Raw genomic sequence first — 18,682 nt, 5'->3', positions numbered from 1 at the left:
GCCCTCGACTTCAGTAATCCCCTCCACGACCGGACAACGAGAAGAACCAGCTCAGGACACGATCTCTCACTGGAGTATTAGAGGCCATCTCAATTGGTCCGGCCGCGCGTTTGAATTGCAGGTGGCGTTGAGGGGTGACTCTGCCGCATGATCACGTCATGACGAGCCCTGCCGCCTTCCGGGACCAGAGCAACTGGTCCGGCGGCTACTACGAGCTGGCCATAGAGGTTGGGTCGAGCGATGATGCCCGGATCCAAGCCGTCCTGAGTGCTCTGTGGTCTGCCGCAGACGTTCGCGGGTGCTTCGGGCGGAGAGACCGTGAACCTGAGGAGCAGGATCCCGTGCCCTGCACGCCGGGATCACTGGCCGAGTTCGGTCATCTGCACGGTCAGGTCCGGCTACCGACGGGCCAACTGGTGGTCTGCGGTTGTGTGGCGATCCGGGGCGGTGATGAAGGCAGTGACTGGCTGGACTTCTACGTCCCCGTCGGTGCGCTGGATCAGGCGGGCCTCGCCTACTGGGACGGTCGACCGTTCTTCAGGTCTGCCGTGATGGACGAATGGCTGGCTGCCATCGGGGCCGAAACCTTCAAGAGCGCCTCCTTCAGCCTGGGGGTTATCGGTTTCGAGGTCTCCGGTTGCACCGACGCATCGACGCTGGCGGGAGTGCTGCCGCGGACGCGTGACATCGGATACCTGCTTCCACGAGGCGACGTCCTGCACTATGGCGCCGCGAACAGCTGAGCTCTGTCGCCCCGGGCGGGCATGAGCCTGCGATAGCAGATGAGGGCGCAGGCGATACTGGTGACGGCAAGGAAGTGGTCGGCCTTGCGTTCGTAGCGTCGGTGGAGGCGCCGGCAGCCGGCGAGCCAGGCCATGGTGCGTTCGATGGTCCAGCGGTGACGGCCCAGCCGCTGCGAGGACTCGACGCCCTTACGGGCGATGCGGTGGGTGATGCCCCGCACGCGTAACCATTGCCGCAGGTGGGAGCAGTCGTAGCCTTTGTCGCCGTGGAGCTTGCCCGGCTTGCGCCGACGGGGCCCGCGGCGGGAGCGGATCGGCGGTATGCCCTTCACTAGTGGGATCAGGGCCTGGCTGTCGTGCAGGTTCGCCGCCGAGATCCCGACAGAGACGGGTAGACCGGTCCGCTCAGTGATCAAGTGAATCTTCGAGCCGTACTTGCCCCGGTCCACAGGATTCGGACCTGTCAGGTCCCCCTTTTCAGGGCCCGCATGTTCACCGAGTCGATCGCGCAGCGGGACCAGTCCAGCTCGCCTCGGGCCCCGAGTTCGTCGAGGACCAGGCGGTAGAGCTTGGCCCACACACGGGCCTTCGTCCACTCGGAGAAGCGCCGGTGGGCTGTCGCTCCCGACGGCCCGAACGACGCGGACGGCAACTGCTGCCACGTGCAGCCCGACGTGGCCACGAACACGATCGCGGCCAACACCTCTCGGTCACCATGCCGACGTCGGCCACCACCCTGAGGCCGCGAAGGAGCCTCCGGCACCACCCGTTGGAACAGCTCCCACAACTCGTCCGGCACCAGCCGCTCGACAATCCCCACCACAGCCCGCAGCCTACCGAACCGACCAAATGAGATGATCTCTGGGTTCGCTGTCAAAGAAGCCGAAACGGCTGGGTTCGCTGTCAAACGACTCGATTGGATGACAAGGGACACCAGTCTCGGAACCGACGTCGAAGTCGTCAACAGAAACGTTTGTGACGCGCACGCGCAGCATCCCGCACAGCGGTAGCGAGAAGGGATGGGCGCCCAGAGCGGACCTCGGGCCATGCCCCGGCGAGGCGCCCGCAAGCCTGAAGAGCGCCCCTGTCGCCCCGCCCACTGAGAACGGCCCGGGACGTCACCACCGCCTTCCGGGCCGCCCGTTTAGGGGCAGAGCCTCAGCGTGCGGATCGGATCCGCTGGGCGGACGCTGAAACCATTGGACTAGGTGCCATTAGCGCGCGGTGATGATGAAGTACTGGCCGTGCGCGGCGAGAGGACGGGCGTCTTCGAGGCTGTTGGCCCAGGTGGCGACGGCGTACCGGCCCGGCTTCAGCGGCAGTTCCACGATCACCTCACGTCCAGGGGAGAGCGGCGGGGTGCCGAGCACTCTGGCCATGTCGAACGGGGGCTCCGCAGTGCTGCCGTCGAAGAACGCCTGGAGGTCGTTCTCGGTGACGGAGTCGTCCTCGATGGGGTAGAAGACCAGTTCGTCCACCTGATCCCTGCCCATGGCGTTGACGTAGCGCAAGGGCCTGCCCGGCAGTATCCGGCCCTCCAGTTTGAAGCGCGGTCCCTTGCCGGGTACGTCGCGGGCCGTGAGGACGGCGGCGGGGCGCGGCGCCGTCCCCCCGCGCTGGGCGTCCGCGACGGTGAGGGCGCGGAGGTATTCCTGGCCGGGTTCCGGGTCCCGGCCCCGGGCTCCCTGGAAGTCCAGGAATTCGAGGACGAGATAGCGGCCCGGCTCCAGATGTGCGGTGAAGGTCAGGTCCTGGCCGGGGTGGGTCTGTGCCCCGCCGAACAGTTCGGCGGTGGCGGCGAACTCCCTGGCCGCCCGGATGTTCTCCGCCCCCTCGGTCTCGAAGACACGTCGCAGCCGCGCGCGGAACTCGTCCTCGGTGGCCCCGCCGCGGAGTTGGGCCAGCCCGACGTAGCCGGTGGTGCGGCCCGTCGTATGCACGCGGAAGGCCACGTCTCCAGCGGCGGCCGTCGCCGGCGCCGTGAAGCCGCCCTCGCCAGTGACCACAGCCAGCGGGGCCTGGCGCCTGCGCTCTGGTGCCCTACCACGCCCCTGTCCCGCCCCGGTGAGCAGAGCCACCGCTGCGGCCGCGCCGCCCACGATGACACCACGCCTGCTGTACCCGCGCATGGAGTTCCTTCGTGTCCTGTGCCCTGCTGGGCTGCTGATGTGACCGGCCGACAGCCAACCACTGTCCCGCTCCCGGAGGACAATGTTCCGCCCCGGGGAGAAGACGAGGTGGAGGGCCGTCGGAAGCCCCTTCCCGCAAGCCACTCCCTGATCTCTCAACCCCTGAACCACCAGGGGTTTCCTCACCCGGCCTCAGGGTCTGGCGGCGGAGCCTCCACCTTTGGGAGGGGGGCCGGATCAGGGGAAGACCGGGGGTGAGTCCGGGGCGGCTCAGGGACGCCCGGCTCAAGCCGCACCCCATCCGTGGTTCCGTCCCAGCGGGGGAAGGCCAGGGGCAGGCTCGGGCGTCCGTCGATGGCTGTCGGATCAGCACTCCGGCGATGACGACCCCCGGTCACCGCACGGCCACGCACTGGTCGCATCCGCCCATACCCAGCGCCGTGGGCTGCCGTTTCCGAGCGAGACTTGCAGTAGGCGGGCATCGCGCTGATCCGGTCCCGTGGCCCGCGTCGCAAGGGCGCGGGTGAAGGAGCGGTTACCTCGGTCCGCGGGAGATGGTCATGAAAGGCTCGGTACGGATGGGACGAGTTCTCGGGGTGCCGCTGCGCATCCACTGGACCGTGCCTGTGCTCGTGGTGCTCTTCGGGTACAGCCTGGGCAGTCGCACCCTCCCCGCCTCGGTGCCGGACCAGTCGAGCGCCGCGTACACGGTCGCCGGTTTGGCCGGGGCCTTGCTGCTGGTCGCGAGCCTGCTGGCGCACGAAGCCGCCCACGCGGTCACGGCCCGGAAGAAGGGCATCGAGGTCCAGAGCATCACGCTGTGGGCGCTGGGCGGGATGACCGCTATGGGCAGGCCGCGCAGGGCCGGGGCAGCCTTCCTGACAGCCGTCAGCGGACCGCTCGTCAGTCTCCTCGTCGGCGCAATCGGGATCGGGGCGGGCATCGGTCTGGACGCGGTGTCCGACTGGGCGATGCCCGCAGCCGTCCTGCTGTGGCTGGGCTGGGTGAACGTCGTCCTGTGCGTGTTCAACCTGCTCCCGGCCGCGCCGCTCGACGGCGGACGGGTGGTCCAGGCGGCGATGTGGTGGCGTACCGGGGACCGCGACCGGGCCGAGCGGGCCGCCGCACGCGGCGGGCAGATCCTCGGCATCCTGCTGATCGCCGGCGGATGGATCTCCGTCCTGGGCGGCGCCCTGAGCGGTCTCTGGCTGGCGATCATCGGCTTCTTCGTCCTGATCGTCGCCAACGCGGAACGCCAGCACGCCAAGCTGGCCCCCGCCCTGCGCGGGGTGCGAGCGGCCGATGCCATGACCAGCCCCGTGGAGACGTGCCCGGACTGGATCACCGTGCAACGCTGCGTCGAGGACGTCGCCCTGCAGACCCACCACTCGACGCTGGTCCTGACCTCCTTCGACGGACACCCCACCGGACTGCTGAATATCCCGCAGCTCGCGAGGATCCGCGCACCGCAGCGGGAGACACTGCGCGTACGGGACCTGGCGACGCCGCTGCCGCAGGGCAGCACCTGCGCGCCGGACGACCTCCTGGAAGACGTACTGGAAAAGCTCTCTCCGGGCGTCGGCATGCACATCCTGGTCATGGACGGCCCGCGCCTGGTGGGCATCATCACCGCGCGGGACATCGCCCGGATCGCTCAGCGCCACACACTCCGCGGTGACGACAGCGGGTGAGTCATCGAGGCTTGGAAACTGCGTCGGCGAATGAGCGGAACCTCTGGGGCGTGAGGTGTGCCCTTCGGATCAACCACGGTCGGCGACAGTCCGACACTCACTCAGTGCACGCGACCGTCCGAGCGCCGCACGGCGCGGGTTCAGCCGGCGGCGGCGAGTCGGCTCTGCAACTGCATGATCTGAGCGTCGCCGCCCCATCGCTTTGTTGCTGGGCGTCGCTGAGGCGCTGGCCGAGGTCGCGGGCCTTCTCCGCCGCCTTGCCTGTCTTCCCCTGGTGGATCTTGTGGTCGGTCTCGGTGGCATGTGCGCCGTCCGCCGTGGCCTGGGCTGCTGATGCGGCTGCGCGTTGCGGCACCACCGCGACCGGGCATTGGGCGTGCTGAAGCGCCGCGTGCATCACGCGACCGAGGGGCAACGCGAGAGGCCCGTGTCGTCGAGGGGCGCCGAGGACGAGCAGGTCGGCCGTGGCCGAGTGGGTGAGCAGGACGTGATGGGCCGGGCCCTCGGCGGCGATGCGATGCACCACCACATCGGGGTGTTCGAGTTCCGGGGCCCGCAGGGCGTCGTCGAGCAGGGCCGATGCCTGATCCTCGTAGTGGTGGGCGGGATCCCCGGCGAGCAGCGGATGCGCCAGCGGTTTGTGGGCGGGGCGACGCCAGGCACGTACGGCGTCCAGCGCGCACCGCCGTGCTTCGGCCTCGCGGAACGCGAACGCTATCGCCACGGTGCTGGTCGAGGCATCGCCGACGCCGACCACGATACGGCCGTTGGCCCCTTGCCGGTTGGGCGGGCTGCCACGTACGACGACCACCGGGCTGGTGGCATGCGTGGCCAGGGAGCGGCTTACCGAGGCGAGCAGTGCGCACGTGATCGGGCCTCTGCCCCGGCACCCCGTCACGACGGCGGCGGCGAGGCGCGCCTCCCGCAACAGCGCCGCCTCGGCGTCGTCAGGAAGGATGTCGACCGTGATCTTCACGTCCGGGTTGCGCTTGCGGGCCCGTTCAGCGGCGCGGTCGACGATGTCCTGTGCGAGGGCATGCTCGGCGGGAACCTCTGCGGACTGCGTGAAGACGGGGCCTTCGTAGCGTTCCCACAGGGAGGCGTGCACGATGCGCAGCGGCAGGCCGTGCAGGGCCGCCTCGTCCGTGGCCCAGTCGGCCGCCCAGAGGCCGGCCTCTGATCCGTCGACACCCACGACCAGGGGCAGCGTCATCGATCCCACCGCCTTCGCCCGCGCCAGGATGGATGCCTTCATTCTCCCGCGCCACCACGCCTTGCTGCGTCGCCGGTACATCGGGACAGCGCAGTGGGGACCAGAAGGCTTACTCGTCGTCGGTGTGCCGACCGTTCAAGGTCTTTGGAGGAGTCGCTCCATCAGACGGGCAGCCGTCACCGCATCGACCAGCGGGGTGTGCGTGCGCGCCATCAGTGCTGCGATGTGCAGGACGCCCGTGTCGGGGCCGACCGTCGGCGGCCGGAACCTGCGGCGCGGCAGCCACTCGGCGACCGTGAGCCCGGCCATCTTCTCGGTACTTCGTCGAGGTCCCGGTCGTCGACCAGGGCGGAGAGCGACGGATCCTCCAGCGCGTACTCAGGCACGAGCTGTCCGATGAGCTGTGAGCCGGGCACGATGGCATAGGGCAGGCCGTCGCGGTCGACGACCAGCGGCGCGGGCAGTTTGTGCTCGGCCAGCAGCTGGGCCGCGTCGGTGGCGGGGGCGTCGGTGGACACGTACGGGTAGGGCTCGACGAATTTACGTGCCGACATGGCTGGCGTCCTCCTTGGTGATGCGTGGTGCCGCCTGGGCACGCTCGCGAGGTCGTCGAGTTGGAACAGGCGGGCGAGCGGGCGCTGTGCGCGATGTCGCCACCGAATCGAAGCCCTCCGGCCCGCGCCGGCTTCTCCTACCGGGTGAACTGGGTGCCTAGCGGCGAAGCAGGTGCGAGGCCGGACGGATCAGCACGACGGCGGCGTTCCCGCCGAAGGACGGGGCACCGAACATTTGCGGCGCCAGTAGAGATCACCGCCATGCGATGATGGAAGCGGAAGCAGCTCATCAGCGGCTCCGGGGCAGGCGCGGCGTCTGTTCGCCGACCAGGCTTCCGGCACCCGCGAGCAGCGTATCGCCGAAGCCGCGCCGGAGCCCGCCGTGTGAAGGCGTGCTGCCCTCGGGGGCCTGCGCCAAGAGGGGTGCCACGCCTTTGAAGCGATCCTGGAGCGATCTAGCCCCGTACTTCGCGGGTCGCTGATTCGTATGGTGTGACCGGTCCGGGGGTGTCCTGGGTCGGTGGTGTGGCGTTGGGTGGGGGGTATCGATGACTTCCCGGTCCCGGCGGCCACGGTCTGAGCGTCAGCGTCTTGAGGTGGCGGTGACGTGCGTGGTGGAGAAGCGTCTGGGCGCTCTGCCTGTCGCTGCCGAGTTTCTGCGCCGGCTGGTGTGGGCGGGGTCGTGGACGAGCTGTGTCCGGGCGCTGCGAGCGCCCACTTGACGCACGGGCAGGTCATCGAGGCACTGGTGGTGGCCAACCGGCTGACCTCGCCCTCTACCGGCTCGGCCGTGTCGGTGAACCCCAGGACATTGCCGCCGCGGTCCTTTCCTCGCGTCCTGGGACGTGGCCTGGATCACCGGCACCACCCTCGTGGCCGACGGCGGCCTCACCGCAGTGAGCACCGGCTTCCACACGGCCGTACCGCGCCCCTGAACCGCCCCGCCCGCGGGATTTCAGGCCGAGGCTCTCGCCAGCGCCTCCAGCACCCGCTCGGTGTCGGAGTGGGTGGTGCGCCAGTTGCTGAACGCGGCACGCAGCCCGGGCACCCCGCTGTACACCGTCGGCGTCACATACGCCTCCCCGGACTCGGCGACCGCCTGGGCCAGCGCGGCCACCCGCTCCTCGGTCGGCTCCCCGGCGAGGGTGAAGCAGACGACGTTGAGCCGGACCGGCGCCAGCAGTCGCAGCCCCGGCAGCGCGTCGACGCCCTCGCCGAGTCGGCGGGCCAGGGCCACGTTCCGCTCCACGATCTCCCGGTGCCCGGCACGTCCGTAGGCCACCAGCGAGAACCACGCCGGAAGGGCCCGCAGCCGCCTGGAGTTCTCCGGAGCGAGGTGCAGGAAGTCGGGCTCGCCGACGGGCAGGCCCAGATACGGCGAGGCGTTGTGGAACACCTTCACCTGCAGATCGCGGCGGCGGGTGAACTGCACGGCCGCGTCATAGGGCACGTTGAGCCACTTGTGCAGGTCCACGCAGACGGAGTCCGCCGCGTCGAGACCGTCGACGAGGCCGGCGTACGCGGGGGAGAGCGCGGCGAAGCCGCCGAACGCGGCGTCGACGTGCAGCCAGAAGTCGTGGTGCTCCTTCAGCGCGGCGATCGCCCGCAGATCGTCGAAGTCCACGGTGTTCACGGTGCCCGCGTTCGCGACGACGATCGCGGGCCGTCCGGCCAGGTCCGCCAGCGCCGACTCCAGCGCGGCCACGTCCACGGCCTCCCGGTTCCCGGGCAGGAGAGGCACCCGCCGCAGCCGGTCTCGGCCGATGCCCAGCACCGACATCGCCTTGGCCACGCTGGAGTGCGGGCTGCCGGAGAGCACGTCGACCGGGCCCAGCGCGGCTGCGCCCGCGCGGGAGGTGTCCACGCCCAGCCGCTCGCCGAGCCACTCCCGGCCGATGGCCAGGCCGACCGTGTTGGACATGGTCGCGCCGGTCACGAAGGTCCCGCTGTGCGCCTCGCCCAGCCCGAACAGCTCACGCAGCCAGGCCACGGTCTCCCGCTCCAGCTCCTGCGCCCACGAGCCGCCGGCGCCGGACAGATTCTGGTCGAAGACGGAGGTCAGCCAGTCCCCGGCGACCGACGCCGGCGTCGCGCCCCCGGTGACGAATCCCAGGTAGCGGGGACCGGCGGAGCCGGAGAAGCCGGGCGCCCACCGCGCGGCGAACCGGGCCAGTGCGGCATCGCCCCCCGCGCCCTCCTGCGGGAGCGGAGCGCGTCCGGGCGCCCGCCCCGGCGCGGCGACCGGCCGTTCGGCCGCGTCCGCCGTCTCACGGGCGGCGAAGTCACAGGCGGACTGCAGCAGTTCGGGAAGCCGGGCCAGATCGTCGGCGAGTACGTGGTGCATGCGACGCAGCGTAGACGGCAGGCCAGCCTCACACCCGGTCCACTTCCGGGAAACTGGACTGGGCGCGCTCACCGGTCCTGCTGCTGGTCGCCCACGGCCGCGGGCTCCCCGTATGCCGGCTCATCGGCGACGAGGTTCACCGTTTTGTCATAGGCCGGCCGGAACCACAACCCTCGTACGGGTCTGGCCCCGTACTTCGTTGGCCAGCGATTCAGGTCTGTGGCCAGCGGGTTCGTGTGACTTCGATGCCGAGGAGTTCGAGGAGGTGGAGTTGGACGCCGCGGGTGATCTGGACGCTGGGCGGGTCGGTCACGTTACCGATCCGCAGCGTCAGCTCGCCGAGGTGGTAGAGGATCATCCGGTCGGTTGGCCGGACCCGGCGGTTGTCCGGATAGAGGCCGATCATCGTCTGTTCGGGGCCCAGTGCAGGCCTCGCCTGGCGCTCGATCAGGCAGAACACCAGCAGGGCAGGCAGATCACCTGGATCAGGGCGGCGACGCGGTGGTTGTACTGCACGGCGGCGGTGCCTGCGGCGGCGATCAGTGTCAGGACACCGCAGCACAGGCCGATCTTCGCCGACGGCCCCCAGCAGGCTGGTTAACGGACTCGACCGCACCAAGCACAGGCGACGTCAGCCGGACGGACACCAGCCCCGATTTTCCCGTCTCCGGGACGGGGACGGGAGGCCCCTGGGCGACTGGTCAGGGCGCCGAGCCCGGCGAGCATGGCTGCCAAGAGGCGGTCGAATGCGCTGAGCACGAGGGCAGGGGGCGGGTGTCATGCGGGGTGGGCAGTGGTGCGGCGGGTGAGTATCTCGGGCAGTAGACCGCGGTGGCGGGCCATGGTGTGGATGACGGCCGCGAGGGCCAGGCCCATCGCCAGGTGGGCGAGCAGGGTGATCTGGTAGTAGCCGCTGAAGACGGTGCCGTATTTGTCCAGGCCGAAGGGTCCGAACTGCGGTTCCATCGGAGGCAGGACCATCATGCCGGTCTCGACGAACAGGACCGAGTACAGCACCGGGCCCCACCAGCGGGTGCGACCGAAGACGATGGAGTAGACCAGGGCGAAGGAGATGCCGTTGAACAGGTGGTAGATCGTGCCCAGGGTGTAGCGGAGGGTGGTGGGGTCGGCCATCGGCTTGGCGCCGGTGATCAGGTTGCCGAACATGGTGGTCGAGTCCGGCAAGTAGCCCAGGTGTGCCCCGGCGATGCGGAAGGCGTCCAGCATGGGCACCAGGCCCTCGGCGCGCAGCCGGTCCACGGTTCCGGCGGCCTGTGGGCGTACGGCGTCGGCCGGCGCGAGCACACCCAACGGGAGGCCGTCGCGGCTGACGGCCACGACGGTGTGGCCCTCAGCCTGAAGGCTCCGGATCGTGCCGTCGCGCGCGGTCAGCACCAGCGAGAGGAGCAGGCTGGGGCGGCCGCCGATGGAGTTGATGAAGACCTCTTACCGCGCCTTCGCCCGGCTCGCCGCGAACCCGCACACGGGGGTGTTCCTGCGGCCCGCGGTCTTCCACTTCCGTCACGCGGTCGCCGACAACCCCGTCGAGCTGGCGAAAATGCACGAACTGCAAGCCCACGTGCCCGGCTTCGTCCACGATCCCGCACTCATCCGCCACCACGGAGTGAATCCGGACGCCCAGGTCACCGATGCCTACTCCTACCTGGCCCCGATGGTGGACACCGACCGCTACCTGGCCTGGCTCCAGCGCGAAGCCCTCGCCGCCGGATGCCGCCTCATCTCCCGGCGCATCTCCGGCACCCTACGCGAGCAGGAACACCGGCTGCGGGACGAGCTCGGTGCCGACGCCATCGTCAACTGCACCGGCCTGGGCTCGATCGAACTCGCCGCCGACCCGGCCCTGGACCCCCCACCGGGGAGCCCTGATCCGCGTGGTCAACGACAGCACCACCATGCCCCGCATCACCACCGCCCACGCCGTGGCCCACGACGCCACCAGCGACACCCAGGACATGATCTTCATCGTGCCCCGGGGCGAGGACCGGCTCCTCCTCGGCGGACTCGTCGAACGCGGCGCCGGGACACCGACATCGACCTGAACAACCACCAGCCCCTGCGCGACGCGCTCGCCCGCTGCCAGCAATTCCTGCCCGCTCTCGCCGGAGCCGCAATCGACCAGGCCGACCCGGTCCGCGCCGGACTGCGCCCCTTCCGCACCCACAACGTCCGGCTCGAAACCGAGCCCGGCACCCGCATCATCCACAACTACGGCCACGGCGGCGCCGGCGTGACCCTCTCCTGGGGCCGCGCAGAAGACGCCGCCCAGCTCACCGAACACCTCCTGGCCGACCGACACCCGGCAGCGGCATAAACCACCAGTGACGCAGGAAGTCAGCCATGGCACAACCTCCACACCAGCAGCGCCAACTCGCCGCGAGCGCGGACCATCTGCGCACTCAGGACCCGCGACTGGCCCGCCTGCTGACCGCTCCCCGCTACTACGGCCACCCGTACGCGCAATCCCACACCTCGCGAGGCCAGCGCCGCACCCACGCAGCAACGCTGACAGGCATAGCCGGGCTCATCACCCTGACAGCCGGGCTGGCCGCCGGATCGGGACAGATCGCCCACCTCAGCATCATCGCGCTGTGCGCCGACGCGTGGGCATGGGACCGCATCTTCGACCTGTGAAGGCCAGGCCCCCTCCTCGCCACCCGCCCCTGACAACCGCGCGCTGCCGCCTGGCCCACGACTCCTCGTCATGCGGCCAGGCAGCAGCGAAGCCTTGAGACACTCACGGGGCTGGAACAGGTTGACAGACTGCATAACGCCGTGCGGAGGCCACGAGCCCGAACCGGGCTCTACACGGAAGGTAATTGTGCGGTGGGGCGGTGTCCGGGTGTCTTGACGAGGTCCCCTGCCTATGGCCGGGGCCGTGTGCATGGCCCCATGTCGCCCAGGGACATGCCCCTGGCTCCACGCAACTCGGGGCAGGCCTGTCAACGGGTCTACGCGTCGGCCTGCAGCAAGTTCGTGGACTGACCGCCGAGGTTCAAAACGGCCTCCGGCTCCCTCCCTGGGGGAGAGCCGGAGGCCGCTCTGGAGTTGTCAGGAGGGGTACCGCTCGATCACGCCGACGCGGGAGAAGGTCCAGGACGAACCGGTGGACGCCCAGCTGCCGGTGTACGCGCCGAAGGTACCTCCGCTCAGGGCAGGCATGGTCCACATCTTGACGGTGCCGTTGCTGTACCCGTACATGAAGCCCAGGTCGTCCCGGCCGTCGCCGTTGTAGTCGCCGGCGGCGATCTTCATGCTGCTGCGGGTGAGGTTGCCGGCGGCGACGCGTGTGGAGGCCTTGTGGGTGCCGAGGACGCCGCTGCCGTCGGACAGCCAGGTGTGGACCCCGTCGGTGCCGTCGCTGTAGTCGTACCAGGTGGCGAGGTCGTCGCGGCCGTCGCCGTTGAAGTCGCCGGAGTAGACGGTGGTGCGGTCGCGGGAGCCCCAGGTCGCGCCCTCCCAGCCCTTGACGCCGGACTTGAAGCCGCCGTCGGTGGTGGCGAGGAAGGTGTAGGTGCGGGCGAGGCCGCTGTCGTAGTTGTAGAAGATGCCGATGTCGTCGCGGCCGTCGGCGTTGTAGTCGCCGGTCACCAGCTTGGCGACGGCGGCATTCCAGTTGCCTTCCGCGATGGTGAGGGAGTACGTGGGCGCGTTGAAGCCGCCGGCCTCGGTGGACCGGAAGGTCCAGATCCGGTCGTGCCCGGCGGCGTAGTCGTACCAGGCGGCGATGTCGTCGCGGCCGTCACCGTCGAAGTCACCGCTGACGAAGGTGGACCGGGAGAAGGTCCAGTTTCCGGGCTGGGACTTCCAGGTGCGGAACGGCGTGGCGTAGGTGCCGTCTCCCTTGGCGAGCCAGGTCCAGATGCCCACGCTGCCGTCGGAGTATCCGTAGACGCCGGCGACATCGGCGAGGCCGTCGCCGTTGTAGTCGCCGGTCAGCATCTTCGCCCTGGACGCGTTCCAGGTGTCGGTGGTGGTTTTCCAGCCGCTGTGGGGTGCCTGGAAGGTGCCGTTTGAGGCGGTGAGGAAGTGGTTGATGGCGTCGCGGCCGTCCGCGAAGTCGTACGAGACGGCGAAGTCGGAACGGCCGTCGCCGTTGAGGTCGTTGCGGACCACGGTGTTGCTGGACCGGATGGTGTCGCCGGAGGCGGTCCGGACGACGAAGTTGCCGCGGTCCTGGAGGACGGCTGTGCCGCCGGGCGCGGAGGTCTTCGACTCCCACAGGGTGGCACCGCCGGTCGACCGCACGGTCAGGTTGCCGTCCGTGCCGAAGGTGGCGGTGGCGCCCGCGTTGCCGGCCGTGCCGGAGGACCACAGGGTCTTGCCGGCGTTGGAGGCGATGGTCAGGTTGCCGTCAGTGCCCATGGTGACCTTGGCGGACTTCGACAGCAGTGAGTCGCCGGAGCGCAGGGTCTGCCCGGCGGTCATGGTCGCGCCGCCTGGTGAGCCGTCGGTACGGGCGGCGAGCGCGCCGGTGCGGGTCTCGGCACTGCCGAGGCAACCGCCCTGCCAGGAGCGGGAGTTGACGGCGACGAGCTCGTACGTGCCGCTGCCGGTTGCGCGCAGGACCGGGCCGCCGGTGTCGCCCTTGCAGACGGAGTCGTCGGCGGTCCTGCCGCTCATGGCGAGGGTGTTGTCGGTGACCGCGTCCAGGGTGTAGTTCGCCTGGTGGAGCTTGCCGGGCACCCATTCGGTCTTGGTGCGACCGTAGCCGAGGACGGTCAGGTCGTCACCGGCGGCCAGGGCGGAGTCGGCGAGGGTCACCGGCGTGATGCCGGTGGCCGGTGTGGCGAGGCGGGCGAAGACCAGGTCGCGGCCGGCCCGCGGCACGATGTGGGTGACCTCGGAGACATGTCCGCCCGTGCCGGAGAGGTCGGTGCGGCCGATCGTCGCGACGGTCTTCAGGTCGGGCTTTCCGGCCTCCGGGGCGGTGCCGGACTGCGGGTCGGCGGCGAAGCAGGAGGCGGCGGTGACCAGCCACTCGGCGTCGACCAGGGCGGCGGAGCAGGACCGCTTGCCGTTGCCGATGTCGAGGTGGGCGGTGAAGGCGTGGGTGCCGTCGGGGGTCGGGGTGCCGACCACGGCGTGTGCGGCGGGCAGCGGCGCGGACAGGACGGCGCCTGCGGCCAGCAGGGAGAGGCCGAGTCTGAGGCGGCCGGGGTGTCGCAGGGGCGAGAACATGGGGATCCCTCTCGGCGGAACGGTGATGGATTACCTGGTGGCGCGGAGCTCCACGAGGGTGTGGTCACGACCCTCGGGGTCGGCGCTCTCGCCGACGGGCGTCCAGCTGTTCGGGGTGATGTCGTACGAGGTCTCGGTGCCGTCCACCGTCATGTCGGCGACGATTTCGTAGTCGTTGCCCTTGATGCCGTAGACCTGCGGCACCTCAAGGGCGATCCGGCCGGAGTCGCCCTTCACGGAGAAGCAGATCCTGTCGGTCCTGCCGCGCGCCCAGACCTCGATCAGCCCGGTGGCGCCGCAGTCGGCCAGCAGAATGTTGCCGTCGCCGCTGATCAGCCGGATGCCGGTGTCAGCGTAGATCTGGTCGGCGTTCGGATAGGCGAAGTCCTCGACGGCGACCGGGGGTATGTCGTCGGCCGCGGCGGGCGTCGCGGGGGTGAACAGCAGCGATACGGCGGCGACAGCGGCGGTGGCCGCGGTGGCGAGGCCCAAGGGGAGCCAGCGTCTCACGAGGGGTCCTCCGTACGGAAGTTGATGATGCGTGAGCCCCTACACGTATCAACCGACTCGCTCCTCATGACCCTCGAAAGTTCCAGGATGTTTCCTTCGACACCAGTGGTTACGGTGCGACACCCAAACCGCATGCCTGTAGTCACACGAGAAGGATGTCCGTTTTGTCGCCTTCATTGTGGAGCAGACGCCGCCTACTCGCGTCCCTCGCGGGAGTCGCCGCCGCCCCCGCTCTGCCGACTGCCCTCACCCTGAGCGCCGCCGCCCCGGCCCGCGCCGCCGAGACCGACCCGGCCGGCACGCACAACGGTCTGCCCGACACCGAACGGGGCCGGGCCGTATGGGCGTACAAGATCGGTGGGCGTGCCGTGCGCGAGGCCGCGGCCGCCGCGCTCACCGCCGGCACGACCGCCGCCGTCACCGACTTCCTCACTGCCCAACTGCCCGCCGCCCGGGCTGAGGACAACCGCTTCGCGGTCATCTCCAGCCTGGCCTACGCGGGCAAGGCGACCCGCGCGAGCGCCGGCACGGCGCTGGCGGCCGGCGATGACGCGGTCGCCGCCTTCCTGCGCGACGGCCACCAGGCGCCCGTCCTGGAGGATCTGCGGGTGGCGGTCCTCACCGTCCAGAGCCACGGTGGCACCGCGGTCAGGCGGGAGGCCGGCAACGCGCTGGAGACGGGCACATGGAAGGCCCTGCGGACCTTCCTGACCGAGACGCAGTACACCGCCCAGCAAGAGGACGACCAGGTCGCGGTCCTCACCATGCTGAGCACCGCCTCGCCCGAGGTGAAGAAGTACGCCCAGCGCGCCCTGAACGACGGATCACCCGAGGCCATCACCCAGTTCCTCACCTCCGGCCAGTACATCGCCCGCGCCCGCGACGAAGAGGCCGCGACGATCGGCCAGTTGGTCGACATCGTGGAACGCGAGGGCCGACGCGCGAAGCTCCAGACCGAGCAGGCCGTCGCCGCCTCCGCGCAGGCGAAGGACGCCGCGGAGAAGGCCAAGGCCGCCGCCCTGAAGGCGGCGGAGGAAGCGCGGGCGGCCCAGGAGGACGTCACCAAGTCGGCCAAGGCGGCGAACGACGCCGCGAACGCCGCACGAGGAGCCGCGAGCGCGGCCAACACGGCGATCGCCGCATCCCGTACGGCTCAGGCGGCGTCGTCGCGCGCCGCGCAGGCCGCGCAGGCCGCCGCCGCCGCTGCGGCCGCGGCGGGGAACGCGGCTTCCCGCGCCTACAACGCCGCGATCGCCGCGTCCGCCGACGCCTCCAAGGCCGACGCCGCCCGTGCCGCCGCCGAGGGGGCGCGAGCCGCCGCGGGCCGTGCGCGCACCGCGGCCGCGGCCGCCGACCAGGCCGCCGTCGCCTCCGCCGAAGCCTCCGCCGCCGGGTCGGCTGCCGCGAGCGCGGCCACGAACGCCGCCGCTGCCGCCGACGCCGCCGCCGACGCCGCCACCTCGGCGGGCGTCGCCCAGTCCCAGGCCGCGAAGGCCAGGGAGGCCGCGGCCGAGGCGAACGCGGCTGCGGCACGGGCCACCCGAGCAGCGAACACCGCGCAGACCCTGGCCAACCGCGCGGCCGCGGCTGCCCGCGTGGCCCGCGACGCCGCGAACAGCGCCGCCGACCACGCGGACGCGGCGGCGGACGCGGCGGACGAGGCCGCGGCGAACGCGGGCAAGGCGATCGAGTACGCGAAGCGATCGACGGCGTACGCGGCCGCCGCCGTGGAGGCGGCGACAACGGCGCACAACGCGGTCACGGAGGCACAGGAGGTCGAGCAGGCCGCGCGGGACGCGGAGACGGCCCGGATCGCCGCGGACACGGAACTCGGCATCGAACTGGCCCGGCTGAAAGCGCAGGAGGAGACCGACGAGGCGGAGCGGGCCAACAGGGAACGGACGCAGGCCGACAAGACCGCCTCGGAGATCAAGGACCTGACCGCGGCGGCGGAGTCGGCCCTCAGCGGCGGGGACGTGTCCGCGGCGGTCACGGCCGGCCGGAAGGCCGCGGTCAAACTGCTCGACTCGACCGGTACCTGGACCCGGGAGGCGGCGGAGTTCGCGCTGTCCGGCGGCGACGAGTCCGTCCTGAACTGGATCGACGCCGACCGCGAGCTCGCCCAGCGGCAGGACGACCGGGAGACGGTGCTGGCCGTCGCCAAGATGTCCACCTCCGCGGTCGCCTACGCCGCACACACCGCCCTGACCAGCGACGACGCCGGGGCCGCCACCGCGTTTCTCAGCACCGGGGCGATCGAGGCGGCAGCGGCCGACTACCGCGTCGCCATACTCAAGCTGCTGAACGACAACCCGGGTACCGCCGTCAAAACGAAGGCCCAGGCAGCGATCGACGAAGGCAGTGCCACCGCCCTGCACCGCTTCCTCCGCCTCGAACTGCCGGAGGCCGTCAAGGAGGACGACCGCGTCAAGATCCTGCGTCTGATCGACGCAGGCGGCCCCTATCTGACGGCGGCGGCTCGGATCGCCCTGGAGGGCCCCTCGCGGATGCGGCGGAACTTCGTCGTCCACACCCAGTTCACCGCCGCTCGCTTGGACCACGACCAGGCCACCCACGTCGCCGCGATCCGCGCCGCCATCGCGCACGCCGCGAGGACCGCCGCGCAGGCGTTGCACGACGCCGCACTGGCGTCCAAGGCGGCGGCGGAAGCCCGCCAGGCGGCAGCAGAAGCGACCGAGTGGGCGGCGAAGGCCAAGGACTACGCCACGGACGCCGCGAACTCTGCGGAAGAGGCGCAGGCCAACGCGGACTCCGCCGACCAGTCGGCTGCCGACGCCGCCCAGTCAGCGGCGAGTGCGAAGCAGGCCGCCGCAGTGGCACGGGTCGCGGCCCGCAGCGCCAACTACTCGATGCGGCAGGCGTCGGCTGCGGCTGCGCAGGCGGTGGCATACGCGACGAGCGCCCAGAGCTCGGCCTCTCAGGCCCAGGCATCCGCCGACCAGGCCGGACAGGACGCCCAGGCCGCGGCCGACGCCGCGAGCCAGGCCCAGGAGACGGCGGCAGCCCGACGCGAGGCGGAACTCGCGGCGGAGGCGCAGGCAGCGGCGGAGGAGGCGGAGCAGTGCGAAGGGGCCGGGATCGACCCGGCGCAGAACGCCGACCAGGACAAGCCGTGGTACGCGGACATAGGCCTTTGGCCGGAGGACGTCGATGACCCCGCGGAGTGGGCGACGGTCACGGGCAACTGGTCCAGCTGGCTGGGAACAGCCGGAACGATCGCCAGCCTCATCCCCGGTGGGCAGGCCGTCGGTCTCGCGCTCACCGGCCTCAGCCTGGCCGCAGGAGCCGCGAGCGTCGTCCTCACCGGCGTCGCCCACGGGTGGGACAGCAGCGAGTTCGCCGCCTCGGTCTTCTCGTTCGGGATAGGGACTCTCACGGGTAGGTCCGCGCTGTTCACGAAGTCCGCTCCCACCGTCGGCCAGACGCTGGACGCGACAGTGGGGTCGGTCATGGGCACTATTTCCAGTTCGGTCACCAGCCTCTTCGACTGGTAGTACCCCCTCCAACGCACCGAATACCGGACACCCTTCCGGCGTTGTCCCCCTCGTCGTCTACCCTCCCCTCGTTGAACTGGGGGAGGGTAGCCCTGCTACTTCGCGGTCCCAGCCGCCTTGGGCGAGCCCCGCCTGCGCGGCGAACCGCACGCCCCTTCCCTCTCGGCTTTTCTTTACTTCTTTCAATGCCGCATAGGCGACATCTACAACCGCAAGCTGCGGGGCGACCAAATCCAGCTGGCAAAGGCCGTAAAGGCGGACGGCACAAAGGACCGCTACAGGGACGCCTACGAGGTTATGGTGCAGACCGTCAAGACGGTCAACGACACCATCATGGCGGATCCGAACGAGCGTCTAGTCAAGATCGAGAACCTGATCAAGGGCTACAGCCTCACGAAGGAATGGAGCTTCTACACGGTCGAGTCGCGCTTCACGCATCCGACGCCCACCGGCGTGCAGATGTTCTTCAAGACCGAGGGTGAAGCCTTCCACGTCAGCCAGTCGCCGATTCACGAGGAGATCGTCCCCTGCCAGCTGTACTGCCTGTGGATCTTGCACATTGCCATGCTTGCCTTCAATGAGATGCTCGCGGACAAGCCCTGGACCACCGAGCTTGAACAGATCGCCAAGGAGTACGGGTTCGCGACGAAGCTCCCGCAGTGGCAGGGACCTGGAGATCTACACACGCGGTGAATTACTAGACCGACCTAGGGCGTGTATCGAGTCGTGATCAATCTGCGGGATTCGCTGTCGTGGCGGGTTCTGGACCGGTAGGCCTTCTTGC

Annotated in this window: 15 protein-coding genes and 1 pseudogene; 7 read left to right on the top strand and 9 right to left on the bottom strand. The window is 70.3% G+C overall.

Going from position 1 to position 18,682, the window contains the following annotated elements; genetic code table 11:
• Positions 1 to 158 precede the first annotated feature (158 nt).
• Entirely contained in the window at positions 159 to 743 is a 585-nt protein-coding gene (locus ACP4J3_RS48680; RefSeq protein WP_426544357.1) for a hypothetical protein, read from the top strand.
• On the opposite strand, the gene ACP4J3_RS48675 is transcribed toward ACP4J3_RS48680, so the two are convergent.
• Together ACP4J3_RS48675 and ACP4J3_RS48670 are read right to left on the bottom strand one after the other, a co-directional pair.
• Positions 722 to 1,557 (bottom strand): IS5 family transposase gene (locus ACP4J3_RS48675; protein ID WP_426544359.1). Its coding sequence is split into 2 segments (ribosomal slippage): positions 722 to 1,218 and positions 1,218 to 1,557, totalling 837 coding nucleotides; the frame shifts between segments, so codons are not numbered across the junction. The genes ACP4J3_RS48680 and ACP4J3_RS48675 overlap by 22 nt on opposite strands.
• 400 nt (positions 1,558 to 1,957) lie before the next feature.
• Complete coding sequence (locus ACP4J3_RS48670; RefSeq protein WP_426544355.1) at positions 1,958 to 2,872, bottom strand: hypothetical protein; 915 nt, start codon at positions 2,870 to 2,872, stop codon at positions 1,958 to 1,960.
• A 560-nt stretch (positions 2,873 to 3,432) separates the two neighbouring features.
• Here ACP4J3_RS48670 and ACP4J3_RS48665 point away from each other — a divergent pair.
• The gene (locus tag ACP4J3_RS48665; RefSeq protein WP_426544353.1) at positions 3,433 to 4,563 is read left to right on the top strand and encodes a site-2 protease family protein; all 1,131 of its coding nucleotides are present in this window, start codon (positions 3,433 to 3,435) and stop codon (positions 4,561 to 4,563) included.
• Positions 4,564 to 4,660: 97 nt separating this feature from the next.
• On the opposite strand, the gene ACP4J3_RS48660 is transcribed toward ACP4J3_RS48665, so the two are convergent.
• Positions 4,661 to 5,818, bottom strand: a complete 1,158-nt coding sequence (locus ACP4J3_RS48660; protein ID WP_426544351.1) for a universal stress protein — start codon at positions 5,816 to 5,818, stop codon at positions 4,661 to 4,663.
• A 170-nt stretch (positions 5,819 to 5,988) separates the two neighbouring features.
• The gene (locus ACP4J3_RS48655; protein WP_426544349.1) at positions 5,989 to 6,330 is read right to left on the bottom strand and encodes a hypothetical protein; all 342 of its coding nucleotides are present in this window, start codon (positions 6,328 to 6,330) and stop codon (positions 5,989 to 5,991) included.
• A gap of 774 nt (positions 6,331 to 7,104) precedes the next feature.
• Between ACP4J3_RS48655 and ACP4J3_RS48650 the strand changes: the two are divergent.
• Positions 7,105 to 7,265, top strand: a pseudogene (locus ACP4J3_RS48650) (SDR family oxidoreductase); the annotation flags it as partial.
• A gap of 20 nt (positions 7,266 to 7,285) precedes the next feature.
• On the opposite strand, the gene ACP4J3_RS48645 reads toward ACP4J3_RS48650, so the two are convergent.
• The 3 genes from ACP4J3_RS48645 to ACP4J3_RS48635 form a co-directional block, all read right to left on the bottom strand.
• The gene (locus ACP4J3_RS48645; RefSeq protein ID WP_426544347.1) at positions 7,286 to 8,674 is read right to left on the bottom strand and encodes a pyridoxal phosphate-dependent decarboxylase family protein; all 1,389 of its coding nucleotides are present in this window, start codon (positions 8,672 to 8,674) and stop codon (positions 7,286 to 7,288) included.
• 211 nt (positions 8,675 to 8,885) lie between these two features.
• Complete coding sequence (locus tag ACP4J3_RS48640) at positions 8,886 to 9,080, bottom strand: hypothetical protein (RefSeq protein ID WP_426544345.1); 195 nt, start codon at positions 9,078 to 9,080, stop codon at positions 8,886 to 8,888.
• Positions 9,081 to 9,451: 371 nt separating this feature from the next.
• Positions 9,452 to 10,069: a hypothetical protein gene (locus ACP4J3_RS48635; RefSeq protein ID WP_426544343.1), complete on the bottom strand. Its 618-nt coding sequence runs from the start codon at positions 10,067 to 10,069 to the stop codon at positions 9,452 to 9,454.
• A gap of 40 nt (positions 10,070 to 10,109) precedes the next feature.
• On the opposite strand from ACP4J3_RS48635, the gene ACP4J3_RS48630 reads away from it, so the two are divergent.
• The gene (locus tag ACP4J3_RS48630) at positions 10,110 to 11,006 is read left to right on the top strand and encodes an FAD-dependent oxidoreductase (protein WP_426544341.1); all 897 of its coding nucleotides are present in this window, start codon (positions 10,110 to 10,112) and stop codon (positions 11,004 to 11,006) included.
• 26 nt (positions 11,007 to 11,032) lie between these two features.
• Entirely contained in the window at positions 11,033 to 11,326 is a 294-nt protein-coding gene (locus tag ACP4J3_RS48625; protein ID WP_426544339.1) for a DUF3040 domain-containing protein, read from the top strand.
• Positions 11,327 to 11,743: 417 nt separating this feature from the next.
• Here ACP4J3_RS48625 and ACP4J3_RS48620 read toward each other — a convergent pair whose 3' ends face one another.
• Together ACP4J3_RS48620 and ACP4J3_RS48615 are read right to left on the bottom strand one after the other, a co-directional pair.
• Complete coding sequence (locus ACP4J3_RS48620; protein WP_426544337.1) at positions 11,744 to 13,873, bottom strand: FG-GAP-like repeat-containing protein; 2,130 nt, start codon at positions 13,871 to 13,873, stop codon at positions 11,744 to 11,746.
• A 30-nt stretch (positions 13,874 to 13,903) separates the two neighbouring features.
• A complete protein-coding gene (locus tag ACP4J3_RS48615; protein ID WP_426544335.1) occupies positions 13,904 to 14,383 on the bottom strand; it encodes a hypothetical protein in 480 nt (159 codons plus the stop codon).
• Between the two features lie 164 nt (positions 14,384 to 14,547).
• On the opposite strand from ACP4J3_RS48615, the gene ACP4J3_RS48610 reads away from it, so the two are divergent.
• Both ACP4J3_RS48610 and ACP4J3_RS48605 read left to right on the top strand, forming a co-directional pair.
• Entirely contained in the window at positions 14,548 to 17,898 is a 3,351-nt protein-coding gene (locus ACP4J3_RS48610; RefSeq protein WP_426544333.1) for an ALF repeat-containing protein, read from the top strand.
• Between the two features lie 117 nt (positions 17,899 to 18,015).
• A complete protein-coding gene (locus ACP4J3_RS48605) occupies positions 18,016 to 18,591 on the top strand; it encodes a hypothetical protein (RefSeq protein ID WP_426544331.1) in 576 nt (191 codons plus the stop codon).
• The last annotated feature ends 91 nt before the right edge of the window (positions 18,592 to 18,682 follow it).

Origin of the sequence: Streptomyces sp. UG1 (assembly GCF_049974585.1) — a bacterium.
GTDB lineage: Bacteria > Actinomycetota > Actinomycetes > Streptomycetales > Streptomycetaceae > Streptomyces.
This window is presented reverse-complemented; position numbering and strand designations above follow the sequence as displayed.